Source organism: Micromonospora citrea, assembly GCF_900090315.1.
GTDB lineage: Bacteria > Actinomycetota > Actinomycetes > Mycobacteriales > Micromonosporaceae > Micromonospora > Micromonospora citrea.
This window is the reverse complement of record NZ_FMHZ01000002.1, coordinates 4,862,389-4,887,613: the sequence shown is the minus strand read 5'-3', so window position 1 is coordinate 4,887,613 and position 25,225 is coordinate 4,862,389. Positions and strand designations below refer to the sequence as shown.

The following is a 25,225-nucleotide window of genomic DNA, read 5'->3' as shown; positions in this document are numbered from 1 at the left end:
GGAAGAAGAGACCTCGATCGACCGGGTCGGGTGGACGATCATGGCGTCGACCGCCCGACTCCGCTGCCATTCACGTTAGCGGAGCCGACGGCCCGCCAGATTGCGGGGTGGCGATCCCACCCGCCACTGGACTTCTCCAGTTGCGCAGCGGTGGCGATCAGCCTCGCGTCCGCGCCGTACCGGCCGGTCAGCAGCACCCCCACGGGCAGCCCCTCGGCGGTGACGCCCACCGGCAGCGAAACGGACGGATCGCCGGTGACGTTGAAGACGGCGCAGTACGGCGAGAACCGGCGTTGCCGGTCGAAGTCCTCCGCCGGATCGCCGCCCTCGGCGAACCAGCCGATCGGCGCCTGCGGCGCGGCGAGGGTCGGGCAGAGCAGCAGGTCGCACCCGGCGGTGCGGCGCAGACCGAGGCGTACCTGCGCCTGGAGCTCGCCGAGCGTGGTGGTGAGGGTGCCGGCGGAGATCTCGGCGCCCCGGGCCCGCAGGTGGCGGGTCAGCGGCAGCAGGTGGCCCTCCCGCTCCGGCGGCACGGGCGCGAGCGCCAGCACGTACCAGACGATCTCGAACAGCGGCCACACGGCGGGCCCGAGCGGCGCGGGGACCTCGACCACCTCGTGACCGGCGGCGGTGAGCAGCGCGGCGGCCCGGTCGACGGCGGCGACGCAGTCGGGGTGGACCGGCTCGTCGGCGAGCATCGGGGCGGTGAACCGGCCCACGCGCAGCCGGCCGGGCTCGGCCGCCCGGGCCGCCGCGAGCCAGCCGCCGGCGGGCGGGGCGGGCGCCAGGTAGGGCTCGCCGGGCACGGGCCGGGCCAGCACGTCGAGCAGCGCCGCCACGTCGGCGACCGTCCGCCCGACGGGGCCGTTGGTCGGCAGGCCGTAGCCGCCGAAGCCGACGGGACCGCCGGAGACGAGGCCCCGGCTGGGCTTGTAGCCGACCAGGCCGCACAGCGACGCGGGGATGCGCAGCGAGCCGCCGCCGTCGGAGCCCTGGGCGACCGGCACCAGCCCGGCCGCGACGGCGGCCGCCGCGCCGCCGCTGGAGCCCCCGGCCGTGTACGCCAGGTCCCACGGGTTGCGGGCCGGCGGCGCGACCAGCCCTTCCGAGTAGAGCGAGCAGCCCAGCTCGGAGGTGGTGGTCTTGCCGAGGCTGACCAGCCCGGCCGCCGCCATGAAGCGGACCACGTCGGCGTCCACCGGCGGCACGAAGTCGGCGAACGCGGCGGAGCCGAACGTGGTGCGCACCCCGGCGGTGAGGGTGAGGTCCTTGATCGCGGTCGGCACGCCGTGCAGCGGGCCGCGCCCGTCGGCGGGGACGGCGTCGGCGGCGCGGGCCGCCGCGCGGGCCCGCTCGGCGGTGACCGTGACGAACGCGCCGACCGTGTCGCCGAGGGCGTCGACCCGGGTCAGGTGGTGCTCGACCAGCTCGACACTGGACAGCTCGCCGCGGGCGATCGCGGCGGCCTGCTCCAGCGCGGTGAGGTCGTGCGGCTCGGCCATCCCCTCATCCTGCCCGCCCGCACCGCCGCCGCGCCGCGCGACACGGCCGGCCGTGCGCGCCACGGGCGGCATATCCCCCTGACATGACCACATCGGGATGACCGCCCGCCCGCGCTCCACCCCGAAGATGGACGTACATCGATCAATGACGATCTGTCCCCCGGTGGCCCCGCACCCCCGCCACCGCCCCCACCCCCGCGAGGAGCGTCGCCGTGCAACCCGTACCCGCCACCCACCCCGGCCCGGACCGTCGCTGGCTCTCGCGCGCCGGCCGGCCGCTGCTGGCCCTCGCCCTGGTCGGCGCGAGCCTGACCGCCGCACCCGCCGCACCCGCCGGCGCCCGGGACGTGCCCCCGGCCGCGCCGCTCGCCGCCAACCCGTACGAGCGGGGCCCCGCGCCCACAGTGGCCAGCATCGAGGCCACCCGCGGCCCGTTCGCCATCGCGCAGACCACCGTCGCCGCCGGCAGCGTCAGCGGCTTCGGCGGCGGCACCATCTACTACCCGACGAGCACCGCCGAGGGCACCTTCGGCGCGGTCGCCATCTCCCCCGGCTTCACCGCGCGCCAGTCCTCCGTCGCCTGGCTCGGCCCCCGCCTGGCCTCGCAGGGCTTCGTCGTCATCACCATCGACACCCGGTCGGTGTACGACCAGCCGGCCAGCCGGGGCACCCAACTGCTGGCCGCCCTCGACCACCTGACCAACACCAGCGCCGTGCGCACCCGGATCGACCGGAACCGGCTCGCCGTGATGGGTCACTCGATGGGCGGCGGAGGCAGCCTCTCGGCGGCCAGCACCCGGCCCACGTTGCAGGCGGCGATCCCGCTGACCGGCTGGCACACCCAGAAGAGCTGGTCCTCGGTGCGCGTGCCCACCCTGATCGTCGGGGCCGAGAACGACACGGTGGCCCCGGTGTCGTCGCACTCGGAGCCGTTCTACACCAGCCTGCCGGCCACCCTCGACAAGGCGTACCTGGAGCTGAACGCCGCCAGCCACTCCGCGCCCACCTCGTCGAACGTGACGGTGGCGAAGTACAGCATCTCGTGGCTCAAGCGGTTCGTCGACGACGACACCCGCTACGAGCAGTTCCTCTGCCCCGCCCCCCGCGGCTCGGCGATCGAGGAGTACCGGGACACCTGCCCGCACTCCTGAACCCACGCCCCGGAGCCGTCGCGCACACCGGGGGCCGCGACGGCTCCGGACCCCGCCCCGCCCGACGGCCCGGCCCGGCGGGCGCGCGTCAGGGGCGGGCGCCGAGGAAGCCCAGGGCGTTGCCGCCGAGCAGCATGCCGCGCTGCTCGGCGGTGAGGAAGTCCGCCTCGCGCACCACCCGGCCGACCGGCCGCTCCCCCAGCGGGTACGGGTAGTCGCTGCCGAGCAGCACCCCCTCGACGCCCATCGTGTCGACGAGCAGCCGCAGCGCCGGCGGGGAGAAGACCACCGAGTCGACGCGGAACCGGTCGACGTAGGAGCTGGGCGGGGCGGTGGAGGCGCCGCGTACCAGGTCGCCCCGGCGGTGCCAGGCGTTGTCGGCGCGGCCCAGCCAGAACGGGAAGCTGCCACCGCCGTGCGCGAAGCAGATCCGCAGCGTGTCGGGCACCCGGTCGAAGACGCCGCCGAGGATCAGCGCCAGCACCGACAGGTGCGTCTCGGCGGGCATCCCGGCGAGCCAGCGGGCCATCCACCGGTCCAGCCGGGGGCCGCCCGGCATGTCCCACGGGTGCACGAAGACCGGCGCGCCCACCTCGGCGCAGTGCGTCAGGAACTGCACGATGCCGGCGTCGTCCAGGTCGCGGTCGCCGACGTGGTTGCCGATCTCCACCCCGGCGTGCCCGGCGGCGAGACAGCGGTCCAGCTCCGCGCAGGCCGCGTCCGGGTCCTGCAACGGCACCTGGCAGAACGGCACCAGCCGGTCGCCACCGGCGGCGGTGACCTCCAGCGTCAGGTCGTTGAAGATCCGCGCCACCCGCACCGCCTGGTCGGCGGGGCGGTCGTAGCTGAAGAAGACCGGGGTGGGCGAGACGACCTGCACGTCCACGCCGTCGGCGTCCATGTCCCCGAGGCGCGTCGGCGCGTCCCAGCACTCCGCGCCGACCGGGCGGAACTCGGTCTCCCCCACCATGATCATGGCCGCCCGCTCGGAGTCGACCCGCAGCCAGGGCCAGCCGGACCCGCCGCACGCCGCGGCGAGGTCCGGCCATCCCTTCGGTACGACGTGCGTGTGCACGTCGACCACCGGAAGCCGCGCCGGTTCGGACCCGGCGGGCATCAGCCCTTGCCCGGGTGCAGCGCGCCGCAGTTGGCACAGGTGCGGGCGGCCTCGTCGGCGTAGAACGCCTGGAAGACCGGGGGCAGGTCGGCGGCGATGTCCCGGACCTGCAACTCGACCTCGTGCACCTTGTGCCCGCACCCGGGGCAGTACCACTGGAACTTCTCCAGCGTGCCCTCCTCGCGGACCCGCTCCACGACCACGCCGATCGAGCCGGCCTCGGGGCGCTGCGGCGAGTGCGGGGTGTTGCGCGGCAGCATCCACATCTGACCCTCGCGCACGTGCACCGTACGCGGCCCCTCCGGGAGCATCAGGTTGATGTGCATGTTGCCCTTGACCTGGTAGAAGAACTCCTCGTACGGGTCGACGTGGAAGTCGGTGCGCTGGTTGGGCCCACCCACGACCATCACGATGAAGTCGTCCCCGCCCGGGAACATCTCCTTGTTGCCGACCGGCGGCTTCAGCAGGTGCTGGTTCTCCGCGATCCACCCCGGAAAGCTGAACGGCTCGGCGATCTCACTCACGACTGACCTCCTGAGGGGAGAAGGGCCACGGCCTGAATCTCGATGAGCAGGTGCGGGTGCGGCAGCTGGTGCACGGCGACCGTGGTGCGGGTCGGCCCGGTGGCGTCGAAGAACTCGGCCCACACCTCGTTGTAACCGCCGAAGTCGTTCATGTTCACCAGGTACGAGGTGACCTGCACGAGGTCGGTGAGGTCCGCGCCGACCGACCGCAGCAGGTCCCGGATGTTCTCGATCACGGCCCGGGTCTGCGCCCGGATGTCCAGGTTGGTGGTGCCGAACTCGTCCACCTCGACACCGGCGAAGCTGTTGTCCGGCCGCCGCGACGACGTACCGGAGACGAACACGAACCCGCCGGCCACCTTGACGTGCGGAAACGCCCCGCGCGGCACGGCCTTCCCCGCCACCACGCGCGCCTCGCCGCTCACCGCGAACCACCCGGCAGGGACGCGCGGACGGTGACCACGACGGGGTTCCGGGCAGCCAGCCCGGCGCAGGGATCAAGCCTGACCGCCCGGAGCCGGGTGGGCTGCCCGGAACCCCTCACCCCGCTCACGACGACGCCCGCAGCGACGCCGTGCCGAGCTTCTCGACGACGGCCCGGACGTGGGCGCCGGGACGCAGCGGCACGGCGGCGGTGGCCGCGCCGGCCAGGAACACCCACCCGGAGCGCAGCCGCACCCCGTGCCGACCGGCGAGCCGGATGCCCTCGTCGAGCGCCCGGCGCGGGTCGCCGAGGATGGCGGCGGTCGAACCGACCTGGGCCACCCGGCCGTCGACCTCCAGCAGCACGCCCAGGTTGTCCAGCCCGTCCGGCACCGGGCACCACGGCCCGACCACGAACGCGGCGGCCGACGTGTTGTCGGCGACCACGTCGGGCAGCGAGAAGGTGAAGTTCGCGTACCGGGAGTCGATCACCTCGAGGGCCGGGGCGACGGCCCGGACCGCGTCGGTGAAGTCGCCGACGGGCTCGCCGGGCTCGGGAAGCCGGTCCAGCAGGAACGCCACCTCCGGCTCGACCCGGGGGTGGATGTGGTCGCCGACGTCGACCACGCCGCCGTCGGGCACCCGCATGGCGTCGGTGAGCCGGCCCCAGATCACCTCGTCCACGCCGACCTGGGCCATCTTCGCCCGGCTGGTCAGCCCCATCTTGAGCCCGACCAGCCGCTCGCCCCGGTCGATCCGGCGCTGCAGCAGCGCGGTCTGCACCGCGTACGCGGCGTCGACGTCCAGGCCGGTCTCGACGGCCAGTTGCGGAATGGCGGTGGCGGTGCCGGCCGCCGCGTCCAGCCGCTCGGCGATCCCCGCCGTGTCCGGCCCGATCACCGTGCCACCTTCGTTCGCGACCGCGGGGCTCGCAGAACCGGCTCACTCCTCGCGCTCACAGCGATTCCCCCTTGCTGGCGAGGTCCAACGCCACGTCGACGATCATGTCCTCCTGTCCGCCGACCATCCGGCGCCGGCCCAGCTCCACCAGGATCGACCGGACGTCCACGCCGTACTTCGCCGAGGCCCGCTCGGCGTGCCGCAGGAAGCTGGAGTAGACCCCGGCGTAGCCGAGCGAGAGCGTCTCCCGGTCGACCTGCACGGGCCGGTCCTGCAACGGCCGGACGATGTCGTCGGCGGCGTCCATCAGCGCGAAGACGTCGCAGCCGTGCTTCCAGCCGTGCAGCTCGGCAACCGCGACGAAGACCTCCAGCGGCGCGTTGCCGGCCCCGGCGCCCTGCCCCGCCAGCGAGGCGTCCACCCGCACCGTCCGGCCGTGCGGCGAGCCGACCGGCCCGTCGCCGAGGATCCGGCCGTGCTCGACCGCGACCACGCTGTTGGCCACCCCCAGCGACAGGTTGTGGTGCGCGTGGATGCCGATCTGCGTCTGCGGCTCCAGCACCTGCCGGTACGCGTCGACGCGCTCCGCCACGTCGGACATCAGCAGCCGGCCGCCGGAGTCGGTGACGTAGACGCAGTGCGCGCCGTACGACTCCATGAGCTTGGCCTGCGCGGCCAGCCCGGCCGGGTCGTTCATGTGCGACATCATCAGGAAGCCGGAGACGTCCATGCCGTTCTCCCGGGCCCAGGAGATGTGCTGGGCGGAGATGTCCGCCTCGGTGCAGTGCGTGGCGATCCGCACGCTCGTCACCCCGAGCGCCTTCGCCGCCCTCAGGTCGGCGATGGTGCCGATGCCGGGCAGCAGCAGGGTGGTCAGCTTCGCGTTCGTCATCACCTCGGCCGCCGCCGAGATCCACTCGGCGTCGCTGGCCGCGCCGTGGCCGTAGTTGACGCTGGAGCCGGCGAGCCCGTCGCCGTGCGCCACCTCGACGGCGGCCACCCCGGCGGCGTCCAGCGCGGCGGCGATGGCGCGCACCTGCTCGACGGTGTAGCGGTGGGCGACGGCGTGCATGCCGTCGCGCAGCGTCACGTCCTGGATGTACAGGTCGGTCATGCGGTCACCCCCGTGGCGTCCGGCGCGGCGGCGCGGCCGGCCGCCGACCGCACGGCGACCAGACGCTCCGCGGTGCGCAGCGCGGCCGAGGTCATGATGTCCAGGTTCCCGGCGTACGCCGGCAGGTAGTGCCCGGCGCCGGAGACCTCCAGGAAGACCGAGACCTGCAACCCGAAGAGGTTCCGGCCCAGTGCCGGCACGTACGTGTCGATCCAGTCGAACTGCACGGTCTGCTTGAGCCGGTAGCCGGGGACGTACTCCTGCACGGCCGCCACCATGTCGGCCACCGAGGAGGCGATCGCGACCCGATCGGCGTCGTCGTCCGGGCAGAGGCAGTAGACGGTGTCCCGCATCAGCAGCGGCGGGTCGGCCGGGTTCAGCACGATGATCGCCTTGCCGCGCTCCGCGCCGCCGACCACCTCGATGGCCCGGGCGGTGGTCTCGGTGAACTCGTCGATGTTGGCCCGGGTCCCCGGGCCGGCCGACTTCGAGGCGATCGAGGCGACGATCTCCCCGTACGCCACCGGGGTGACCCGGGCGACCGCGGCGACGATCGGAACGGTGGCCTGGCCGCCGCAGGTCACCATGTTCACGTTGCGCTCGCGCAGGTGCTCGTCGAGGTTGACCGGCGGCACCACGTACGGGCCGATCGCGGCGGGAGTCAGGTCGACCACGGTGCGCCCGTGCGCGCGCAGCACGGCGTCGTTGTGCCGGTGCGCCCCGGCCGAGGTGGCGTCGAAGACCAGCTCCACGTCGGCGAACTCGGGCATCGCGACCAGCCCGTCGACGCCCTCGGCGGTGGTCGCCACGCCGAGACGCCGGGCCCGGGCCAGGCCGTCGGAGGCAGGGTCGATGCCGGCCATCGCCACCATGCGCAGACGGTCACTCAACCGCAGCACCTTGATCATCAGATCGGTGCCGATGTTGCCCGACCCGATCACCGCCACCCCGACACTCATGACGCCTCCTGAGAGAAACACGTCCGGACCGACCCGAGGCCGGAGATCCGCGCCTCGTACGCCGCGCCCGGGGTCACCGGCACCATCGGGCCGAGCGCCCCGGAGAGCACCACGTCGCCCGCGCGCAGCGGGTCGCCGGAGCGGGCCGTCGTCCGCGCCAGCCACTCCAGCGCGTGCAGCGGGTTGCCCAGGCAGGCCGCGCCCGCGCCGACCGACACCGGTTCCCCGGCGTGTTCGAGGACCATCCCGCACAGCCGCAGGTCCACGTCGGCGAGCCGGCGCGGCGCGGTGCCGAGCACGAACAGGCCACTGGAGGCGTTGTCGGCGACGGTGTCCACGATGGAGATGTCCCAGCCGGCGATCCGCGAGTCGACGATCTCGATCGCCGGCAGCACGTGGTCGACCGCGCGGACGAGGTCGGCGGTGGTGATCCGCTCGTCGGGCAGGTCCGCGCCGAGCACGAACGCGACCTCCGCCTCCACCCTGGGCTGGAGCAGCCGGTCGACGGCCACCTCGGCGCCGTCGGGCACCGCCATCGCGTCGGTCAGCACCCCGAAGTCGGGCTGGAAGACGCCGAAGCTCTCCTGCACCGCCCGCGACGTCAGGCCGATCTTGGCGCCGACCCGGCGGTCGCCCCGCCGCAGCCACTGTCGCACCTGGAGCTGCTGGACGACGTACGCCGAGGTGACGTCCCCCTCGGGCAGCAGCCGCCCGCGCAGCGGCGGGCAGGGCTTGCCGCTCTCCCGCGCGTCGAGAAGTTCCCTGGCCGCCGCCTCGTAGTCGACGCTCATGTCCGCTCCTCGCCGCGCGCGCAGCCGCCACGAGGCCGCCCCGCGCCGCGCCTGTCGATCCGCTCGCTCATGTCAGGTCCACGCAGACGTTCGTCAGTTCGGAATAGAAGTCGAGGGAGTGCACGCCGCCCTCGCGCCCGATCCCCGACGCCTTCACCCCGCCGAACGGGGTACGCAGGTCGCGCAGGAACCAGGTGTTGACCCAGACGATGCCGGCGTCGAGCCGGGCGCCGGCCCGGTGCGCCCGCCCGACGTCGCGGGTCCACACCGTCGCCGCGAGGCCGTACTCGGTGCCGTTGGCCAGCGCGTAAGCCTCCTCCTCGTCGTCGAACGGGGCGACGTGCACCACCGGGCCGAAGATCTCCTCGCGGTTGGTGCGGGCGTCCGGGCCCAGCCCGGTCAGCACCGTCGGCTGCACGTACGCGCCGCCGTCGCGGGCGTCGCCGAAGGCCGGCGCGCCGCCCCCGGCGAGCACCTCGGCGCCCTCGGTGCGGGCCAGCTCGTAGTGGCCGAGCACCTTGGCCCGGTGCTGGTGCGAGATCAGCGGCATGTTGACGGTGGCCTCGTCGGTCGGCCAGCCGAACGGCAGTTCCCCGGCCCGCTTCGCCAGCCGGGCGGTGAACTCCTCGAACACCGGGCGCTGCACGTAGATGCGTTCGGTGCAGAGGCACACCTGCCCGCCGTTGGTGAAGCTGGAGCGCACCGAGCCGGCCACGGCCGCGTCGAGGTCGGCGTCGGCGAAGACCAGCCCGGCGTTCTTGCCGCCCAGCTCGAAGGAGACGGCCTTCACGCCGTCGGCGGCGGCCCGCATGATGGCACCGCCGGTGGCCGACTCGCCGGTGAAGGTGATCGCGTCGACCCCGGGGTGACGGGTGAGGAACTCCCCGGCCGAGTCGGGCCCGAAGCCGTGCACCAGGTTGAACACGCCGTCGGGCACGCCGGCGGCGGCCATCACCTCGGCGAGCAGGGTCGCCGAGGCGGGGGTCTCCTCGCTGGGTTTCACCACCACCGTGTCGCCGCAGGCCAGGGCCGGGGCGACCTTCCAGGTGAGCAGCAGCAGCGGCAGGTTCCAGGGCACGATCACCGCGACCACGCCGACCGGCTTGCGGACCGCGTAGTTCAGCGCCCGGCCGCCGGTCGGGGTGACCGTGGTGAAGGACTCCGTCGGCGCGGTCGCCACGATCTCGGCGAAGGCGCGGAAGTTCGCCGCCCCGCGCGGGATGTCCAGCGTCCGCGCCTGCGAGATGGCCTTGCCGGTGTCGGCGACCTCGGCGGTGACCAGGTCGTCGAAGCGGCGCTCCAGCTCGTCGGCGACCCGGCGCAGCACCTCGGCCCGCTCGCGCTCCCCCATCCGGCCCCACGGCCCGCGCAGCGCGGCCCGCGCGGCGGCCACCGCGTCGTCCACGCACGCCCGGTCGGCCTCCGCGACCTCGAACACCGGCTCGCCGGTGACCGGGCTGCGCTTGGTGAACCGGCGCCCGGCCTCGACGAACTCGCCGCCGACGAAGTTGCGCAGCAGACCCGGGCCGTCGGGCGCCCGCCCGGCCATCAGCCGGGGGTCCCAGGTGACGGTCATCGACGCCTCCCTCGGTTGATCGCCACGCCGACCGCGCCGGCCAGCAGGGCCGCCGCGCCGCCGGCCACCGCCGCGAGCAGCCGGTGCTGCCTGCGGACGCGCCGGACCACCTCGGCGTACGGGGTGGTCGAGAAGGACACCAGCTCGTACCGGGAAACGTACCGGCCCGGCAGCGCCCGTTCCAGGGCGTGCTCGACCTTCCGGCCGGCCTGGAACAGCGGGGAGGCCACCTTGTCGCGCATCTCCACGAAGTTGGCCAGCGCCATCCGCGCGATCGCCTCGGCGTTGGCCTGCCGGCGCTCCTGGAACAGCGGCAGCGCCGCCGACCAGTCGTCGGCGCACTCCGCCAGGCACCGGTCCAGCTCGACCACGTCCTCGAACGCGCAGTTCGCGCCCTGGCCGTAGAACGGGACGATGGCGTGCGCGGCGTCGCCGAGCAGGCCGACCCGCCCGTTGGCCTGCCAGGGCGTGCAGCGGACGGTGCCGAGCACGCCCACCGGGTTGTGCTGGTAGTCGTCGACCAGGTTCGGGGCGAGCGGCGGCAGGTCCGGGTAGTGCTCGGCGAAGTGCCGCTCGATGGCCGCCGGGCTGCCCAGCGACGCGAAGCTGGCGGTGCCGTGGGTGGGCCAGAAGAGCGTGCAGGTGAACGAGCGGTCCGGGTTCGGCAGCGCGATCATCATCGAGGTGCCGCGCGGCCAGATGTGCAGCGCGTCCGGGTCGAGGGCGAAGTCCCCACCCAGCGGGGGGATCGTCAGCTCCTTGTAGCCGTAGTCGAGGAAGTCCAGGCTCTCGGTCAGCAGCCCGTACGCCAGCAACTGCCCGCGCACCGCCGAGCCGGCGCCGTCGGCGCCGAGGACGACCGACGCGGTGGCCGCGACCTTGCCCCGCGGCGTCTCGAAGGTCATCTCGCCGGTGGCCGGGTCGAGCCCGACGAGCCGGTGGTCGAAGGCGACCCGCACCCCGGGCAGGGCGGTCGCCGCGTCCAGCAGGGCGTTGTTCAGCGCGCCCCGGCTGATCGAGTTGATCGCCCGGTCGCCGGAGGCGCTGTACGACTGGAACTGCGGCTCGCCGGCGACCGGGTGGATCATCCGGCCGCGCATCGGCAGCGCGTCCGCCAGCACCTGCCCGTCGAGGCCGATGCGGCGCAACGCGTCCAGGCCCCGCTCGGAGAGCGCCAGGTTGATCGAGCGGCCCCGCTCGACGGTGCCGGTACGCGGGTCGGGCCGCCGCTCGTAGAGCGCCACCGGGTAGCCGCGGCGGGCCAGGAAGCAGGCCAGCAGGCAGCCGGCCAGGCCGGCGCCGACGACCGCGATCTCGTCGCGCTCGCCCGTCATCGGGTCACCTCCACCGTGGCGGCCAGCGCGTCGGCGACCCGCCAGCAGTCGTGGAACGTGGAGTAGAGCGGCACCGGGGCAAACCGCACGATGTCCGGCTCCCGGGCGTCGGCGATCACGCCGTGCTCGTGGCGCAGCCGCTTGGCCAGCCCGGCGGCGCTGCCCGTGCCGATGCGCACCGAGAGCTGGCAGCCCCGCCGCGCGGGGTCGCGCGGGGTGACCACGGTCAGCGGGCGGTCGGCGGTCACCTCGTCGAGCAGCCCCGCCAGGTAGCCGGTGAGCCGGAGGCTGCGCTCGCGCAGCGCCGGCATGCCGACGGAGTCGAACAGCTCCAGCGACGTCCGCACCGGGCCCATCGCGAAGATCGGCGGGTTGGACACCTGCCAGGCCTCCACCGTGGCCGGCGGCCGGGAGACCGGGGTCATCTCGAACCGGGTCGCCGCGTCGGTGCTCCACCAGCCCTCGAAGCGGGGCAGGCCCGGGTCACCGAGGTGCCGCTCGTGGACGAACACCCCGGCCAGCGCGCCCGGCCCGGAGTTGAGGTACTTGTAGGAGCACCAGGCGGCGAAGTCCACGTCCCAGTCGTGCAGCGCGAGCGGCACGTTGCCGGCGGCGTGCGCCAGGTCCCAGCCGACCACGGCGCCGGCCGCCCGGCCGGCGGCGGTGATCGTCGGGATGTCCATCAGCTCGCCGGTGAGGTAGTTGACCCCGCCGAGCAGCACCAGCGCCACGCGGTCGCCCTCGGCGGCCAGGTAGTCGGTCACGTCCTCGGTGCGCAGGGTGTCCTCGCCGTCGCGCGGGCGCAGCCGCACGACCGTGGCGTCCGGGTCGAGGCCGTGGAAGCGGGCCTGGCTGCGCACGGCGTAGCTGTCCGAGGGGAAGGCGCTGTCCTCGATGACGATCCGGGTGCGCTCCCCGGCCGGCCGGTAGAAGCTGACCATCAGCAGGTGCAGGTTGACCGTCAGGGAGTTCATCACCACGACCTCGGCCGGGGCCGCGCCGACCAGTCGCGCGGCGGGCGCCGTCAGCAGCTCGTGGTACGGCAGCCAGGGGCGTTCCGCCTCCAGGTGGCCCTCGACGCCCAGCCGGCTCCACGCGTCTAGGTCGGCGAGGAGTTCGCCGCGGGTGGCCCGCGGTTGCAGGCCGAGGGAGTTGCCGGCCAGGTACGCCGCCTCCGGGTAGCGCCCGCCGTCGGCCGACGGCACGTGGAACAGGTGGCGGTGCCCGGGGTCGGCGTCGTCGCGGCGGCGCGCCTCGGCCTCACCGGCGGCCGACCGCCACGACTCGGTTGGAGGGGTGCTCATCGGGGTGTCTCGCTCTCCGGTCACATCGCGGTCCGGGCCGACCACAGCTCGGGGAAGACCACCCGGGCCATGCTGCGCTGCAGCCACGCCAGTCCGGCGGAGCCGCCGCTGCCGACCTTCGCGCCCATTGTGCGCTGCACCGCCTTGACGTGGTGCTGCCGCCAGTCGCCGAACTGCTCGGCGACCTCGGTGAGCGCCTCGCCCAGCATCCGCAGGTGGTTGTCGGGCCCCGGCGCGGCGTAGATCCGCACCCAGGCCCCCTCGACCGCGGCGTGCGGCTCGTGCTCGACCGCGACGTCCCGGTCGAGCAGCTCGGCCGGCAGGTCGTGGCCGTGCCGGGCGAGCAGCGCGAGCACGTCGTCCCAGACGCTCGGCGCCGCCAGGGTGGCGCGCAGTTCGGCGTACACGTCGGTCTGCCGGCGGAACGGCCGGATCAGCGCGGAGTCCCGGAGGCCGAGCAGGAACTCCAGGTGCCGGTACATCGCCGACTGGAAACCGGAGCCCTCGCCCAGCAGATTGCGGAACCGGTTGAAGTCGGCCGGGGTCATCCAGCGCAGCCCCTTCCAGGCGGCGTTGAGCGCCTCCAGGTGCAGCGCGGCGCGACGCAGCGGGGCCAGCGCGTCCCAGACGCGGTCGGCGCGCAGCAGCCGCTGGGTCTCGCGCAGCTCGTGGCAGGTCAGCCCGAAGTACAGCTCCATGATCTGGCTGACCATCAGGAAGGACATCTCGCCGGGGTCGTCGCTCAGCGGCCGCTGCAACCGGTGCAGGGTGCTGGCCTGCACGTACGCGTCGTACGGCACCCGCTCGGCGAACTCCAGGGTCGGCTCGCCGCCGTTGCGGGCCGCGCGGGCCGCGCGCTGCCGTGGGGTGACCGGGCGTACCGCCGCCCGGGTGGGCGCCCGCAGGTCCGTCTGCTCCACCGCTCCTCCTCTGCTCTCATCGGGTGCGCGGCCGTCGGCCGAGCCGGGTGACCGACATGATCCCGCGGCGGAACGGCCGGATGGAATGCCGGATCAACGGCGCTGAGGGCAAACGACCTGCGCCGCGAAAGGTGTGAGCGCGATTGGGCTTCGGGAAAGTAAGGTCGCCTCATGGACGACATGGACTGGGCGCTGCTGCGGGAACTGCAGGCCGACGCGCGCCTCTCCTTCAGCGAGCTGTCCCGGCGGGTGCACCTGTCGCCGCCGGCCGTGGCCGAGCGGGTGCGCCGGCTGGAGGAGGCCGGGATCATCACGGGCTACCACGCCCACGTCGACCTGACCCGGGCCGGCCGCACGGTGGTCGCGCTGATCCGGATGTCCTGCTACGGCTCGCGCTGCATCCTGCACGACCCCGACGTGGCCGGATGGCCGGAGATCCTGGAGATCCACCGCATCACGGGCGACGCGTGCAGCATGCTGAAGGTGGCGGCCGGGTCGATCGGGGAGTTCGAGGCCGTCATCGACCGCCTCGCCCCGTACGGCCAGCCGTCGAGCACGATGGTCCTGTCCACCCCGCTGGACTGGCACCCCGTCACCCCGCTGCCCTCCTCCTCCCGCCCCCGCTGACCGCGATCCGGGTTTGCCCCCGGGCCAGCGGGAAAGCAGGCGCTGTTGCCCGGGGAGGATTCCGGTGATCGTCACCGGAAGGGGGGATCATGCCGGTGCTCACAGCGTTCACACGTGCCCTGACCAGCGTCCTGTCCGTGTTGGCCCTGGTCGGGGCGTTCGTCCTGATGACCGTCGCGCCCGCGCGGGCCGGGGAGAACACCTTCGTCGAGGTGGTGCCCAACAGCGCGCAGGCCGGCACCCGGGTCAGCATCCGTGCCAGTTGCGACAACGCCAACAACCGCCAGGCGACCGTGCAATCGGACGCGTTCGGGCGGGTGGTGCTCCGGCCCGACAACGGCTTCCTGACCGGGCAGGTCACCATCCCGGGCAGCAAGGATCCCGGGGACTACCCGGTGGACCTGCGCTGTGACAACGGCAACACCGCGACGACGACGCTCACCGTGCTGAACATGGAGCAGCCCAGCAAGGGGCCGGCCACCGGTGGCGGCGGCACCGCCGGCGGCACGGGCACCGGCTCGATGCTGCTGGTGGGCGGGCTCGCCGCGGTGGCCCTGGCCGTCGGCTTCGGATTCCTCGGCAACCGTCGTCGGACCGGTACCGGTTCCTGACCCGCCGTCGCCATGGCCGGCTCCCACAGGCGCACCGGGCGGTCCGATCCGGGCCGGTTCCGGGCGACCACCCGGCGGGCGCTGCGGGCGTCCCGCCGGGGCACGCTCGCCGCCGCCCGCCGGCTGCGCCGGGTGGCCGGGGAGGCGGTGTCGGCCAGCGTCGCCACCACCGACCCGGCGACCGGGCCGCTGCCCGCCCGGCCCCGGCGCCGGTGGGTGCCGGCCGGCCGCCGCCGGGTGGGGCCCGGCCGGGGTCCCGGGTTCCCGGTCCTCGTGATCGGGACGCTGATGGTGCTGATCATCGCGATGTTCGCGGTGGAGCGGGTCGCCGGGGTGAGCGTGCTGCCGGACCGGTTCATCGCGGGGCTGCGGCCACCGCCGAAGAAGTTCCCGGTGCTGCCCGCCAGCCGCCCCGTCGACATCGCCATCGACCCGATCGACGTCCGGGCACGCGTGCACGGCGTCGGGATCGCCCCGGACGGCAGCATCGCGGTGCCGGACGCCGCCCGCGCCCAGGAGGCCGGCTGGTACGACCAGGGCCCCACCCCCGGCCAGTACGGCCCCGCCGTCATCGTCGGGCACGTCGACACCACGACCGGGCCGGCGGTCTTCCACAAGCTGCGGGACCTGCGCGAGGGCGACCGCATCGAGGTCACCCGCTCCGACCGCTCGGTGGCGGTCTTCGAGGTGGACTCGGTCGAGCGCTTCGACAAGGAGCGGCTGCCCGTCGACGAGGTGTTCGGCGACTTCAGCCGTCCCCGGTTGCGCCTGATCACCTGCGGCGGGCGCTGGGTGGGCGGGGAGACCGGCTACGCCGACAACGTGGTGGTCTTCGCGTCCCTGGTCAAGGCCCGCACCGCGTGACCCACCCGGCGCGCCCGCTCGGCCCACGCGCGGAGCGGGGCGGCGAGGTCAGATGGTCTCGGCCGGCGCTCGCCCGGGACGGGACGGCCGCGTCGGACGGCCTCGGCGCTCGCCCGGGACGAGACAGCGGCGTCGGGCGGCCTCGGTGCTCGCGCGAGGGCGGGTCAGGCGGCCTCGGGCTCGCGCAGGTCGAGCCAGTCGGCCCAGCGCGGGTCGGGCGCGCGGTGGCCGAGCACCCGCCACGCGGCGCCCTTCGGCGCGGCCGGCAGCGCGTGCAGCCGCCAACCCAGCTCGGCGGGCGTCTTGTCGCCTTTGGTGTGGTTGCACCGGGCGCAGGCGGCGACCACGTTCTCCCAGGCGTGCCGGCCCCCACGGCTGCGGGGGAAGACGTGGTCGATGGTCTCGGCGGGCCCCCGGCAGTAGGCGCAGCGCCAGCCGTCCCGGGCGAAGATCGCCCGGCGCGAGAGGCCGACGTGGGTGCGGTAGGGCACCCGCACGAAGCGGGTGAGCCGGACGACCGACGGCACCGGCAGCGCGTTGCGCGCGCTGTGCAGGACGCCGTCGCCGTCGGCGACGCAGACCGCCTTGGCGGAGAGCACGAGGATTGCGGCACGACGCACGGACACGACACACAGCGGCTCGTAGGTGGCATTGAGGACCAGCGCACCGGAGCCCACCGTGGGTCGTATGTCAGGCATCGTGGTCACCCTTCCGGTTCAGCGGCTCCTGCCCACCACCGCCGACCGTCAACGGGCACGGCGACCCACCACGGCCGACGCCGGCCGGATCACCGACGTCCGTGCGCCCATCGTCCCTGATCGGCCCCCGGATTGCACGTACTAATCCGGGGTCCCTCCGGAAGCGGTCGTCGCGTCTGTCAGGATGACCGGTTCGCCCTCGTACGCCGGGCACGACGGCACCCCGCCGCTGGTCCGCGTCACGGCCCGGAGGGTCGGCGGGAGGGCGGCCCGCCGGGTGCGGTACGAAGACAGCGTGACCGCTGTCAGCCTGCCGCCGCCCGCCCTGCCCGCCGTCGAGGCGCCGCAGCCGGACCCGTCGCCGACCTGCCTGGACGACGCGCTCTGCAAGAGCGTCTACGACATGACCGGGTCGGTGTGGTTCGCCGAGGGCAGCTACTGGATCCTGCTCAAGCCGCTGCGGATCGTCCTGATCCTGCTGCTGGCGGTCGCCGCCCGCTGGCTGGTGCACCGGACGATCCGCCGGCTGGTGCGCACCACCAGCGACGCGGGCGTGCCCACCATGCTGCGCCCGCTGCGGGAGCGCATCCCCACCGCCGCCGCCGAGCCGGGCGAGTTCGTCCCGGAGCGACGCCGCCAGCGGGCGGAGGCGATCGGTTCCGTGCTGCGCAGCCTCAGCACGGCGTTCATCTTCGGCATCGCGGTGCTGATGGTGCTCAAGGAGTTCAGCTTCGACCTGGCGCCGCTGCTGGCCAGCGCCGGCATCGCGGGCGTGGCGCTGGGCTTCGGCGCGCAGAGCCTGGTCAAGGACCTGATCGCCGGCCTGTTCATGCTGATCGAGGACCAGTACGGCGTCGGCGACACGGTGGACCTCGGCGAGGCGACGGGCGTGGTGGAGTCGGTCGGGCTGCGGGTCACGACGGTCCGCGACGGGCGGGGCGTGCTCTGGTACATCCGCAACGGCGAGATCGTCCGGGTGGGCAACAAGAGCCAGGGCTGGGCCCTGGTCGTGGTCGACCTGCCCATCGGTTTCGCCGGCACGGAGGAGGCGACGGCGGTGCTGCGTACCGCCGCCGCCTCCCTGGCGGTGGATCCCGAACTGTCGCCGGAGATCGTCGAGCCGCCCGAGGTGCTCGGCGTCGAGCAGATGACGGTCGAGGGCGCGGTGATCCGTACGGTGGTCAAGACGACGGCCGACGGGCAGTTCGCGGTCGGCCGGGAGCTGCGCCGCCGGCTGGCCGAGGCGCTGGAGAACTCGGGCATCACCGCGAAGATCGCCGCCGCGCGGCTCTACCCCGGCCTGCCCGTCCACACCCCCGGCGAGACGGGACAGGGCGGCGCGACCTGAGCGGGGCGGTTCGACATAGGCGGGGGTCGCGGTCCGGGTGGCCCCTCGGGTATCGTCCGTTCGTTCAGTCGGGGATGCGACGATCAATCCGTTCGCCCTAGCCAGTTGTCAGACGATCGGGCAGAATCCGGTGCACGCGCTCCCCCCGGAGCGTGATCACGTCCTCGCTGATCCGTAGATCTGACGACGGTTCCCGGGCCCGTCCATCACGAGTGGCCCGCCCAGGGGAACGATGGAGGCGACGGTGCCCGACGAGCGACCATCCCCGGAAGGCCCGGCAACCTTCCGCGAGGTGTTCGCCAATCGCGAATACCGCGCCGTCTTCTCGGCGAGCGCTCTCTCCTGGATCGGCGACTACATCGCCAAGGCCGCGGTCACCCTGCTGGTCTACGAGGAGACCCGCTCGGTCGCGCTCTCCGCGGCCGCCTTCGCGGTCAGCTACCTGCCCTGGCTGGTAGGTGGTCCCCTGCTCGCCACGCTCGCGGAGCGGCACCGCTACCGGCAGGTCATGGTCGCCTGCGACCTGGTGCGGATGGTGCTGATGGTGGGCATCGCCATCCCCGGCATGCCCGTCGAGCTGGTCCTGGCGCTGCTCTTCGCCACCACCCTGGCCAATCCGCCCAGCCAGGCGGCCAAGTCCGCGCTGCTCCCCCTGATCCTCACCGGGGACCGGCTGGTGGTCGGGTTGTCGATCAACAGCAGCGTCGGCCAGGCGGCCCAGGTCGTCGGCTACCTCGCGGGCGCCGCCATCGCCGCCTTCGACCCGACGGTCGCGCTCCTGGTGAACGCCGCGACGTTCGCGCTGTCGGCCGTGCTGGTCCGCTCCGGCGTGGCCGACCGGCCGCCGGCGATGACCGCCGCGCACCGCAGCCACCTGCTGCGGGAGACCGCGCAGGGCTTCCAGATCGTGTTCGGCACCCCGGTGCTGCGGGCCATCGCCGTGCTGGTCTTCACCGCCATGCTCTTCTCGGTGGTGCCGGAGGGCCTGGCCGCCGCGTGGGCCAACGAGCACGCCGGCGGCCTGGACGCCGGGGCCGCCCAGGCCATCATCATGGCCGCCAGCCCCGTCGGCTTCATCGTCGGCGGCCTGGTCGTCAGCCGGGCCTTCGGGCCGGGTCGGCGGCTGAGCCTGATGCGGCCGCTGGCGGTGCTCTCCCCGCTGGCCCTGGTGCCCGCCCTGTTCGACCCGCCGCCGCTGGTGGTGGCGCTGCTCGCCGCGGCCAGCGGATTCGCGGTCGCCGGCATGCTCCCGGTGGCCAACGGGCTCTTCGTCCGGGCCCTGCCCACCGGCTTCCGGGCCCGCGCCTTCGGCGTGATGGCCACCGGCATCCAGGTGATCCAGGGCCTGGCCGTCCTGGTCACCGGCCTGCTGTCCGAGCGCTACCCGATCCCGGTCGTGGTCGGGGTGTGGAGCGCGGTCGGCGTCCTGCTGATGGCGCTCGCCGGCCTGCGCTGGCCGAGCCGCTCGACGGTCGACGCGGCGATCGAGGCCGCCGAGGCGGCGAACGAGGCCGCGCTGCGGGCCGGCACGGCGGGGCCGGGCCCGGCCGGGGACGACCGGCGCGGCCGGTCGGGCGATGCCGACGACGACCCGGTGGGCGGCCGGCCCGGCGGCGAGGCGGCCACCAGCGGCACGCGGTGAGCTGACCCACAGCCGCCGTCCCCCGCGCCCGGGGTGGCACCTGGCAGGATGGAACGGTGAATGCCGCAGGTGAGTCCGACCGTCCCGACGCGTCGATGACCCTCTTCGAAGCGGTAGGCGGCGAGCCCACCTTCCGCAAGCTGGTGGACGAGTTCTACGCGGGGGTGGCCACCGACCCGCTGCTGCGCCCCATGTATCCGGAGGAGGATCTGGGCCCGGCCGCCGACCGGCTGGCGCTGTTCCTCATGCAGTACTGGGGCGGCCCGCACACCTACTCGGCCCAGCGCGGGCACCCCCGGCTGCGGATGCGCCACGCGCCCTACCGGATCGGCGCCGCCGAGCGGGACGCGTGGCTGCTGCACATGCGCCGCGCCGTCGACAGTCTCGACCTGCCGCCGGAGATCGCCACCGCGTTCTGGGACTACCTGGAGCGGGCCGCGTACTTCATGGTCAACGTGATGGAGGACCCGGCCGGGCCGGCCTAACGCGCGACGGGCGCGGCGGCCGGCTCAGAGCAGGGCGCCCTCGTCGTGCAGCCAGTCCACGAAGCTGGTGGCCACGGCCGCGCCACAGTCGAGCATCTCGACCAGGAGCGCGTCGTGCGCCCCGGCGCCGAACGGCACCTGCAGCTCCGCGTAGATCGGCAGCTGGCCGCGTTCGGTCGGGTCGCCGACGTAGGCCTTGCAGAAGCGGCGGGTGTGGTTCCACTCGTTGACCACCCGGTAGGCCCGGTCGGCCCAGTCGGGCGGCACCGTGGCGTGTGGACGCGCCCGCATCACCAGGATCTCGTCCTCGGGGCCCTCCAGGGTGACCAGCACCGCGTGCCGCTCCCACATGGCCAGCAGGTTTCCGTCGCCGTCCGCCAGGTAGCGGACGTCGAGCAGGTCGAGCGCGTCGCAGACGCGACGCAGGGTGACCGGCTCGACGGTGGCCGGCACGTCCGCCATCACCGGCCGCTCGACCGGTGGGCAGTCGTCGCCCGGCTGACGGGGGGCCGGTGGTCCGACCCGGACGGTGCCCTCCACTGTGATCCCGCTCCGACTTTCCGGATCGCCGCCGCCGTTGGCGGGACCGGGGCGCCATGACCACCACGGCATCGTTCGCGCACCTCACTCCCCAGCGGATCCAGCCGCCTACGGTGCGTTGGATCCGAGGATGGACGGTACCCGGACAGCCGGGTTGAGGCACCCCCCCAACGACAGCCCCAGGACAGAAGAATGACCACGGGTCATCCGAACGGATGACCTCACAGGGGCCTTACGGCAAGATCCGTAGCCGTCTGCGACCAGGCCGCTCCGTAAGGTCCTGCAAGTCCGACCCAACGGCCGACCGTACGCACCTGGACGTCGCCCGCTCCGACGTCGTCGGGGCCGGCCTCGGCCGCGCCCAGGAAGCCCATCCTGACCACCCCCTGGACCAGCCGCTGGGTCACCTCGACCGGCTCGCCGGGCGCGTCGTCCGGGGTGACCACCACCGGCACGTGGTCGAGCAGCGCGTCGCGCAGCGCCCGCTGGCCGACGGCACGGCCGGCCACGCCGTGCGCGGCGGCGTCGCGCAGGGTGCCCGCCGCGGCGGCGGCGATGCGCCGCAGCTCCCCCGCCGGCAGCGTCTCCACCCGGCGGCCGGCCCCGGGCGGCAGCGGCCAGCGCCACCGCTCGTCCCGGCGACGGGGCAGCGCCGCGCCGCCGGCCGCCAGCTCGGCCAGCAGCTCGCCGGCCGCGACGGTGACGTCGCCGGCGCCCGCACCGGCCACGGTGCGCACGACCAGCACGCCCCACGGCAGGCGCCCCCAGAGGGCGGTACGGCCCGCCGCGTCGGTCGGCCGCAGCCGCACCGGCGCGTCCCGGTCCAGCCGGACCAGGCGGGCCAGGAAGGCGCCCGCGTCGGCCGCGTCCACGATCCCGTGCCCGCCGCCCGCGGGGACCCGCACCGGGCCGCCGGACGCGGTCACGCCGGCCCGCCCTGCGGCGCGTACGAGAGCAGGAACTCGCGCTCCTGCGGGCTGACCCGGCGCGGCGCCTGCCGGGTCAGGTCGAACGGCACCAGCACCGAGCGGGCCCGGCTGGCCAGCACGTCGCCGTCGTAGAGCTCGTAGGCGACCGTGAAGGAGGCGGCCCGGATCTCCTCCACCCACAGCTCGACGCGCACGGCCGGGGCCGCCTCCGCGCTCGCCCGGCCGAGGGCGTAGTCGACCGGGCGCAGGTAGTCGACCTCGTGCCGACGGATCACGACCCCGTCGGCGAACGAGCCCACCCCCCACGCCCGGCCGCCGGCGAACATCAGCGCCACCCGGGCCTCCTCGTAGAGGGTGAGGAAGCGCGAGTTGTTGACGTGGCCGTACGCGTCCAGGTCTGACCACCGCAGGGCGCAGTGGTAGACGAACCTGTCCGCCACGATCAGTCGCGGGTCAGCTTGCGGTAGGTCACCCGGTGCGGGCGGGCCGCCTCGGCGCCCAGCCGGTCGACCTTGTTCTTCTCGTACGCCTCGAAGTTGCCCTCGAACCAGAACCACTTCGCCGGGTTCTCGTCGTCGCCCTCCCAGGCCAGGATGTGCGTGGCGACCCGGTCGAGGAACATCCGGTCGTGGGAGATGACCACGGCGCAGCCGGGGAACTCCAGCAGCGCGTTCTCCAGGCTGGAGAGCGTCTCGACGTCCAGGTCGTTGGTCGGCTCGTCGAGCAGGATCACGTTGCCGCCGATCTTCAGCGTCAGCGCGAGGTTGAGCCGGTTGCGCTCGCCGCCGGAGAGCACCTTGGTCGGCTTCTGCTGGTCCGGCCCCTTGAAGCCGAACGCCGCGATGTACGCCCGCGACGGCATCTCGACCTTGCCGACCATCAGGTGGTCGAGCCCGTCGGAGACGACCTCCCAGACCGTCTTGTCGCCGGCCAGGCCCTGCCGGTTCTGGTCGACGTACGACAGCGAGACCGTCTCGCCGACCTTGACCTCGCCGCTCGTCGGCTGCTCCAGCCCGACGATGGTCTTGAACAGGGTGGTCTTGCCGACGCCGTTCGGGCCGATGATGCCGACGATGCCGTTGCGCGGCAGCGAGAACGACAGGTTGTCGATCAGCACGCGGTCGCCGAAGGCCTTGGTCAGGTTGTGCGCCTCGATGACCGTGTTGCCCAGGCGCGGGCCCGGCGGGATCTGGATCTCCTCGAAGTCCAGCTTGCGGGTCTTCTCCGCCTCGGTGGCCATCTCCTCGTAGCGGTCGAGGCGGGCCTTCGACTTGGTCTGCCGCGCCTTGGCGTTGGAGCGGACCCACTCCAGCTCCTCGGTGAGGCGCTTCTTCATCTTGGCGTCGCGGCGGCCCTCGACGGCCAGCCGGGCGGCCTTCTTCTCCAGATAGGTGGAGTAGTTGCCCTCGTAACCGACGGCCCGGCCCCGGTCCAGCTCCAGGATCCAGCCGGCGACGTTGTCGAGGAAGTAGCGGTCGTGGGTGATCGCCATGACGGTGCCGGCGTACTTGGCCAGGTGCTGCTCCAGCCAGGAGACGCTCTCCGCGTCCAGGTGGTTGGTGGGCTCGTCGAGCAGCAGCAGGTCGGGCGCCTCCAGCAGCAGCTTGCACAGCGCCACCCGGCGGCGCTCCCCGCCGGAGAGCTTGGTGACGTCGGCGTCCGGCGGCGGGCAGCGCAGCGCGTCCATCGCCAGTTCGAGCTTGGAGTCGATGTCCCACGCGTCGGCGTGGTCCAGCTCCTCCTGGAGCCTGCCCATCTCCTCCATCAGCTCGTCGGAGTAGTCGGTGGCCATCTGCTCGGCGATCTTGTTGAACCGCTCCAGCTTGGCCTTGGTCTCGGCGACCGCCTCCTCGACGTTGCCGAGCACGGTCTTGGCGTCGTTGAGCGGCGGCTCCTGGGCGAGCAGCCCCACGGTGTAGCCGGGCATCAGCCGGGCCTCGCCGTTGCTCGGCCGGTCCAGGCCTGCCATGATCTTGAGGAGGCTGGACTTACCGGCGCCGTTCGGGCCGACCACACCGATCTTGGCCCCCGGGAGGAAGCTCAGCGTCACGTTGTCGAGCACGACCTTGTCGCCGTGCGCCTTGCGCGCCTTTTCCAGGACGTAGATGTACTGGGCCACGGTGCGGGCTACCTCCGGTAGGTTGCGACTGGGGTCGGCGGGCGCGGGCGCGGGCTGCGACCTCCGCCCGTCGCCGCCGGCCACCGGCCGGCCGCACGCACGCCGTCGTCAATCCTGACAGGTACGCGGCGCCGCGCCCACATCACCCCGCCCCGACGCACCGGGCGCACCGCGACACCCCTGCTTCCGGACAGGGGTGTCGACAAGATCACGCCCGGGGTTGGACGATCGTGGGACGGGTAGGTGACTCCGACACGGGGCCCCAGACGCCGCAGCTACGCTCAGTACGCTCATTCGCGGTTGACCCGTCAGCACCCGGAGGTGGCCGAACGTGACCGTCCGCAGCTCCTTTGTCGTAGTGGCGAACCGGCTACCGGTCGACGAGGTGAGCACACCCGAGGGACGGCAGTGGCGCCGCAGTCCCGGGGGGTTGGTGACCGCGCTGCACCCCGTCCTCGCCGAACACAAGGGCACCTGGGTCGGCTGGGCGGGCGGCACCGGCGCCGCCCCCGAGCCGTTCGACCTGGAGGGCATCCGGCTGCACCCGGTGCCGCTGAGCGCGGAGGAGCTGGAGCGCTACTACGAGGGCCAGTCCAACGCGACGATCTGGCCGCTCTACCACGACGCCGTCGAGACGCCGGCCTACAAGCGCCGCTGGCGCGAGGCGTACCGCCTGGTCAACGCCCGCTTCGCGGAGGCCGCGGCGGAGGTCGCGGCCGAGGGGGCGACGGTCTGGGTGCAGGACTACCAGCTCCAGCTCGTCCCGGCGATGCTCCGCGAGCTGCGGCCCGACCTGCGGATCGGCTTCTTCCTGCACATCCCGTTCCCGCCGATCGAGCTGTTCATGCAGATGCCGTTCCGCACGGAGATCCTGCGCGGCCTGCTCGGCGCGGACCTGGTCGGCTTCCAGCAGCGGCTCGCCGCGCAGAACTTCGTCCGGCTGGCCCGGCACCTGCTCGGGCTGCGCTACGAGGGCCAGATGATCCAGGTCGACGGCCGCCAGGTGAAGGCCGGCGCGTTCCCCATCTCGATCGACACCAAGGAGATGGAGCGGCTGGCCGCCGACCCGGCGATCCAGGCCCGCGCCAAGGAGATCCGCGAGGAGCTGGGCAACCCGAAGACGATCATCCTGGGCGTCGACCGGCTCGACTACACCAAGGGCATCGAGCTGCGGCTCAAGGCCTTCCGCGAACTGCTCGCTGACGGGAAGTTGACAGTCCCCGACGCGGTCATGGTGCAGGTCGCCACGCCGAGCCGCGAGCGCGTGGAGCACTACCAGGCCCTCCGCGTCAAGGTGGAACGCGAAGTTGGTCGGATCAATGGCGAATTCGGCAGGGTCGGCGTGCCGGCGGTGCATTATCTGCATCAGTCGTACAGTCGCACTGAGCTGGCCGCGATGTACGCCGCCGCCGACGTGATGATGGTGACCCCGCTGCGAGACGGAATGAATCTGGTAGCCAAGGAGTACGTCGCATCGCGCGCCGACCAGGGCGGTGCACTCGTGCTCAGCGAGTTCGCCGGCGCCGCCACCGAGCTGCGTCAGGCGTTCCTGTGTAACCCGCACGACCCTGACGCGGTCAAGGACGCCCTGCTGAGGGCCGTGCACGTCGAGAAGCCGGAGGCCCGCCGCAGAATGCGGACAATGCAACGCCACCTACGCACCCACGACGTGGGGCACTGGGCGAAGTCCTTCCTCACCGAGCTCGGTGTGCCGCAAGCGGAGGACGCGTGAACGCCACCACCGACG

General features: G+C 73.6%; 25 protein-coding genes. 8 read left to right on the top strand and 17 right to left on the bottom strand.

The annotated features are described in order from the left end of the window. Nucleotides 1-38: 38 nt before the first annotated feature. Nucleotides 39-1,502 (bottom strand): amidase, encoded by a 1,464-nt coding sequence (locus GA0070606_RS22455; protein WP_091103868.1) that lies wholly within the window; start codon nucleotides 1,500-1,502, stop codon nucleotides 39-41. 293 nt (nucleotides 1,503-1,795) lie between these two features. On the opposite strand from GA0070606_RS22455, the gene GA0070606_RS22450 reads away from it, so the two are divergent. After that, nucleotides 1,796-2,653 carry a poly(ethylene terephthalate) hydrolase family protein gene (locus GA0070606_RS22450; RefSeq protein WP_425413109.1) on the top strand — a complete coding sequence of 286 codons (858 nt, stop codon included), beginning with the start codon at nucleotides 1,796-1,798 and terminating at the stop codon, nucleotides 2,651-2,653. An 88-nt stretch (nucleotides 2,654-2,741) separates the two neighbouring features. Here the strand turns inward: GA0070606_RS22450 and GA0070606_RS22445 are convergent, their stop codons facing one another. The 11 genes from GA0070606_RS22445 to GA0070606_RS22395 form a co-directional block, all read right to left on the bottom strand. Then, complete coding sequence (locus GA0070606_RS22445; RefSeq protein ID WP_091103863.1) at nucleotides 2,742-3,770, bottom strand: amidohydrolase family protein; 1,029 nt, start codon at nucleotides 3,768-3,770, stop codon at nucleotides 2,742-2,744. Continuing rightward, complete coding sequence (locus GA0070606_RS22440) at nucleotides 3,770-4,294, bottom strand: 3-hydroxyanthranilate 3,4-dioxygenase (protein ID WP_091103860.1); 525 nt, start codon at nucleotides 4,292-4,294, stop codon at nucleotides 3,770-3,772. The genes GA0070606_RS22445 and GA0070606_RS22440 overlap by 1 nt, the downstream gene beginning before the upstream one ends. Further along, nucleotides 4,291-4,719 (bottom strand): RidA family protein, encoded by a 429-nt coding sequence (locus GA0070606_RS22435; protein ID WP_091103857.1) that lies wholly within the window; start codon nucleotides 4,717-4,719, stop codon nucleotides 4,291-4,293. The genes GA0070606_RS22440 and GA0070606_RS22435 overlap by 4 nt, the downstream gene beginning before the upstream one ends. Before the next feature lie 124 nt (nucleotides 4,720-4,843). Then, entirely contained in the window at nucleotides 4,844-5,617 is a 774-nt protein-coding gene (locus tag GA0070606_RS22430) for a 2-keto-4-pentenoate hydratase (RefSeq protein WP_091103854.1), read from the bottom strand. 55 nt (nucleotides 5,618-5,672) lie between these two features. Then, nucleotides 5,673-6,731, bottom strand: a complete 1,059-nt coding sequence (gene dmpG / locus GA0070606_RS22425) for a 4-hydroxy-2-oxovalerate aldolase (RefSeq protein WP_091103852.1) — start codon at nucleotides 6,729-6,731, stop codon at nucleotides 5,673-5,675. Further along, nucleotides 6,728-7,690 carry an acetaldehyde dehydrogenase (acetylating) gene (locus GA0070606_RS22420; RefSeq protein WP_091103849.1) on the bottom strand — a complete coding sequence of 321 codons (963 nt, stop codon included), beginning with the start codon at nucleotides 7,688-7,690 and terminating at the stop codon, nucleotides 6,728-6,730. The genes dmpG and GA0070606_RS22420 overlap by 4 nt, the downstream gene beginning before the upstream one ends. Further along, on the bottom strand, nucleotides 7,687-8,481 hold the full coding sequence (locus tag GA0070606_RS22415; RefSeq protein WP_091103847.1) for a 2-keto-4-pentenoate hydratase: 795 nt from the start codon (nucleotides 8,479-8,481) through the stop codon (nucleotides 7,687-7,689). The genes GA0070606_RS22420 and GA0070606_RS22415 overlap by 4 nt, the downstream gene beginning before the upstream one ends. Nucleotides 8,482-8,548: 67 nt before the next feature. Further along, complete coding sequence (locus GA0070606_RS22410; RefSeq protein ID WP_091108036.1) at nucleotides 8,549-10,030, bottom strand: 2-hydroxymuconic semialdehyde dehydrogenase; 1,482 nt, start codon at nucleotides 10,028-10,030, stop codon at nucleotides 8,549-8,551. A 23-nt stretch (nucleotides 10,031-10,053) separates the two neighbouring features. Then, nucleotides 10,054-11,391, bottom strand: a complete 1,338-nt coding sequence (locus GA0070606_RS22405) for an FAD-dependent oxidoreductase (protein WP_091103844.1) — start codon at nucleotides 11,389-11,391, stop codon at nucleotides 10,054-10,056. Beyond that, entirely contained in the window at nucleotides 11,388-12,695 is a 1,308-nt protein-coding gene (kynU, locus tag GA0070606_RS22400) for a kynureninase (RefSeq protein WP_091108034.1), read from the bottom strand. The genes GA0070606_RS22405 and kynU overlap by 4 nt, the downstream gene beginning before the upstream one ends. Nucleotides 12,696-12,715: 20 nt before the next feature. Then, nucleotides 12,716-13,615 carry a tryptophan 2,3-dioxygenase gene (locus GA0070606_RS22395; RefSeq protein WP_091103843.1) on the bottom strand — a complete coding sequence of 300 codons (900 nt, stop codon included), beginning with the start codon at nucleotides 13,613-13,615 and terminating at the stop codon, nucleotides 12,716-12,718. Between the two features lie 171 nt (nucleotides 13,616-13,786). Here GA0070606_RS22395 and GA0070606_RS22390 point away from each other — a divergent pair, with 171 nt between their 5' ends. The 3 genes from GA0070606_RS22390 (at nucleotide 13,787) to GA0070606_RS22380 (ending at nucleotide 15,717) form a co-directional block, all read left to right on the top strand. Further along, a complete protein-coding gene (locus GA0070606_RS22390) occupies nucleotides 13,787-14,242 on the top strand; it encodes an Lrp/AsnC family transcriptional regulator (RefSeq protein WP_091103841.1) in 456 nt (151 codons plus the stop codon). An 89-nt stretch (nucleotides 14,243-14,331) separates the two neighbouring features. Continuing rightward, a complete protein-coding gene (locus GA0070606_RS22385) occupies nucleotides 14,332-14,853 on the top strand; it encodes a hypothetical protein (protein ID WP_091103838.1) in 522 nt (173 codons plus the stop codon). Nucleotides 14,854-14,865: 12 nt separating this feature from the next. Beyond that, nucleotides 14,866-15,717, top strand: a complete 852-nt coding sequence (locus GA0070606_RS22380; RefSeq protein ID WP_091103836.1) for a class F sortase — start codon at nucleotides 14,866-14,868, stop codon at nucleotides 15,715-15,717. A 164-nt stretch (nucleotides 15,718-15,881) separates the two neighbouring features. Here the strand turns inward: GA0070606_RS22380 and GA0070606_RS22375 are convergent, their stop codons facing one another. Further along, complete coding sequence (locus tag GA0070606_RS22375) at nucleotides 15,882-16,415, bottom strand: HNH endonuclease (RefSeq protein WP_091108032.1); 534 nt, start codon at nucleotides 16,413-16,415, stop codon at nucleotides 15,882-15,884. 277 nt (nucleotides 16,416-16,692) lie between these two features. Here GA0070606_RS22375 and GA0070606_RS22370 point away from each other — a divergent pair, with 277 nt between their 5' ends. The 3 genes from GA0070606_RS22370 to GA0070606_RS22360 all read left to right on the top strand — a co-directional run bounded on the left by GA0070606_RS22370 (nucleotide 16,693) and on the right by GA0070606_RS22360 (nucleotide 19,890). Further along, nucleotides 16,693-17,763, top strand: a complete 1,071-nt coding sequence (locus GA0070606_RS22370) for a mechanosensitive ion channel family protein (RefSeq protein WP_483819076.1) — start codon at nucleotides 16,693-16,695, stop codon at nucleotides 17,761-17,763. A gap of 232 nt (nucleotides 17,764-17,995) precedes the next feature. Then, nucleotides 17,996-19,405: an MFS transporter gene (locus GA0070606_RS22365; RefSeq protein ID WP_091103831.1), complete on the top strand. Its 1,410-nt coding sequence runs from the start codon at nucleotides 17,996-17,998 to the stop codon at nucleotides 19,403-19,405. Between the two features lie 95 nt (nucleotides 19,406-19,500). Then, nucleotides 19,501-19,890, top strand: coding sequence for a globin (locus GA0070606_RS22360; RefSeq protein WP_245724981.1), 390 nt, complete (start codon nucleotides 19,501-19,503; stop codon nucleotides 19,888-19,890). A 24-nt stretch (nucleotides 19,891-19,914) separates the two neighbouring features. On the opposite strand, the gene GA0070606_RS22355 is transcribed toward GA0070606_RS22360, so the two are convergent. From GA0070606_RS22355 to ettA, 4 genes are all read right to left on the bottom strand, one after another. After that, nucleotides 19,915-20,502, bottom strand: a complete 588-nt coding sequence (locus GA0070606_RS22355) for a type III secretion system chaperone family protein (protein ID WP_091103825.1) — start codon at nucleotides 20,500-20,502, stop codon at nucleotides 19,915-19,917. A 149-nt stretch (nucleotides 20,503-20,651) separates the two neighbouring features. Next, complete coding sequence (locus GA0070606_RS22350; RefSeq protein ID WP_091103823.1) at nucleotides 20,652-21,356, bottom strand: DUF8185 domain-containing protein; 705 nt, start codon at nucleotides 21,354-21,356, stop codon at nucleotides 20,652-20,654. Next, a complete protein-coding gene (locus tag GA0070606_RS22345) occupies nucleotides 21,353-21,799 on the bottom strand; it encodes an acyl-CoA thioesterase (RefSeq protein ID WP_091103820.1) in 447 nt (148 codons plus the stop codon). Before GA0070606_RS22345 ends, GA0070606_RS22350 begins: the two co-directional genes overlap by 4 nt. Nucleotides 21,800-21,801: 2 nt before the next feature. Then, a complete protein-coding gene (gene ettA / locus GA0070606_RS22340; RefSeq protein WP_091108030.1) occupies nucleotides 21,802-23,478 on the bottom strand; it encodes an energy-dependent translational throttle protein EttA in 1,677 nt (558 codons plus the stop codon). Nucleotides 23,479-23,809: 331 nt separating this feature from the next. Here ettA and GA0070606_RS22335 point away from each other — a divergent pair, with 331 nt between their 5' ends. Then, on the top strand, nucleotides 23,810-25,210 hold the full coding sequence (locus GA0070606_RS22335; RefSeq protein WP_091103817.1) for an alpha,alpha-trehalose-phosphate synthase (UDP-forming): 1,401 nt from the start codon (nucleotides 23,810-23,812) through the stop codon (nucleotides 25,208-25,210). The last annotated feature ends 15 nt before the right edge of the window (nucleotides 25,211-25,225 follow it).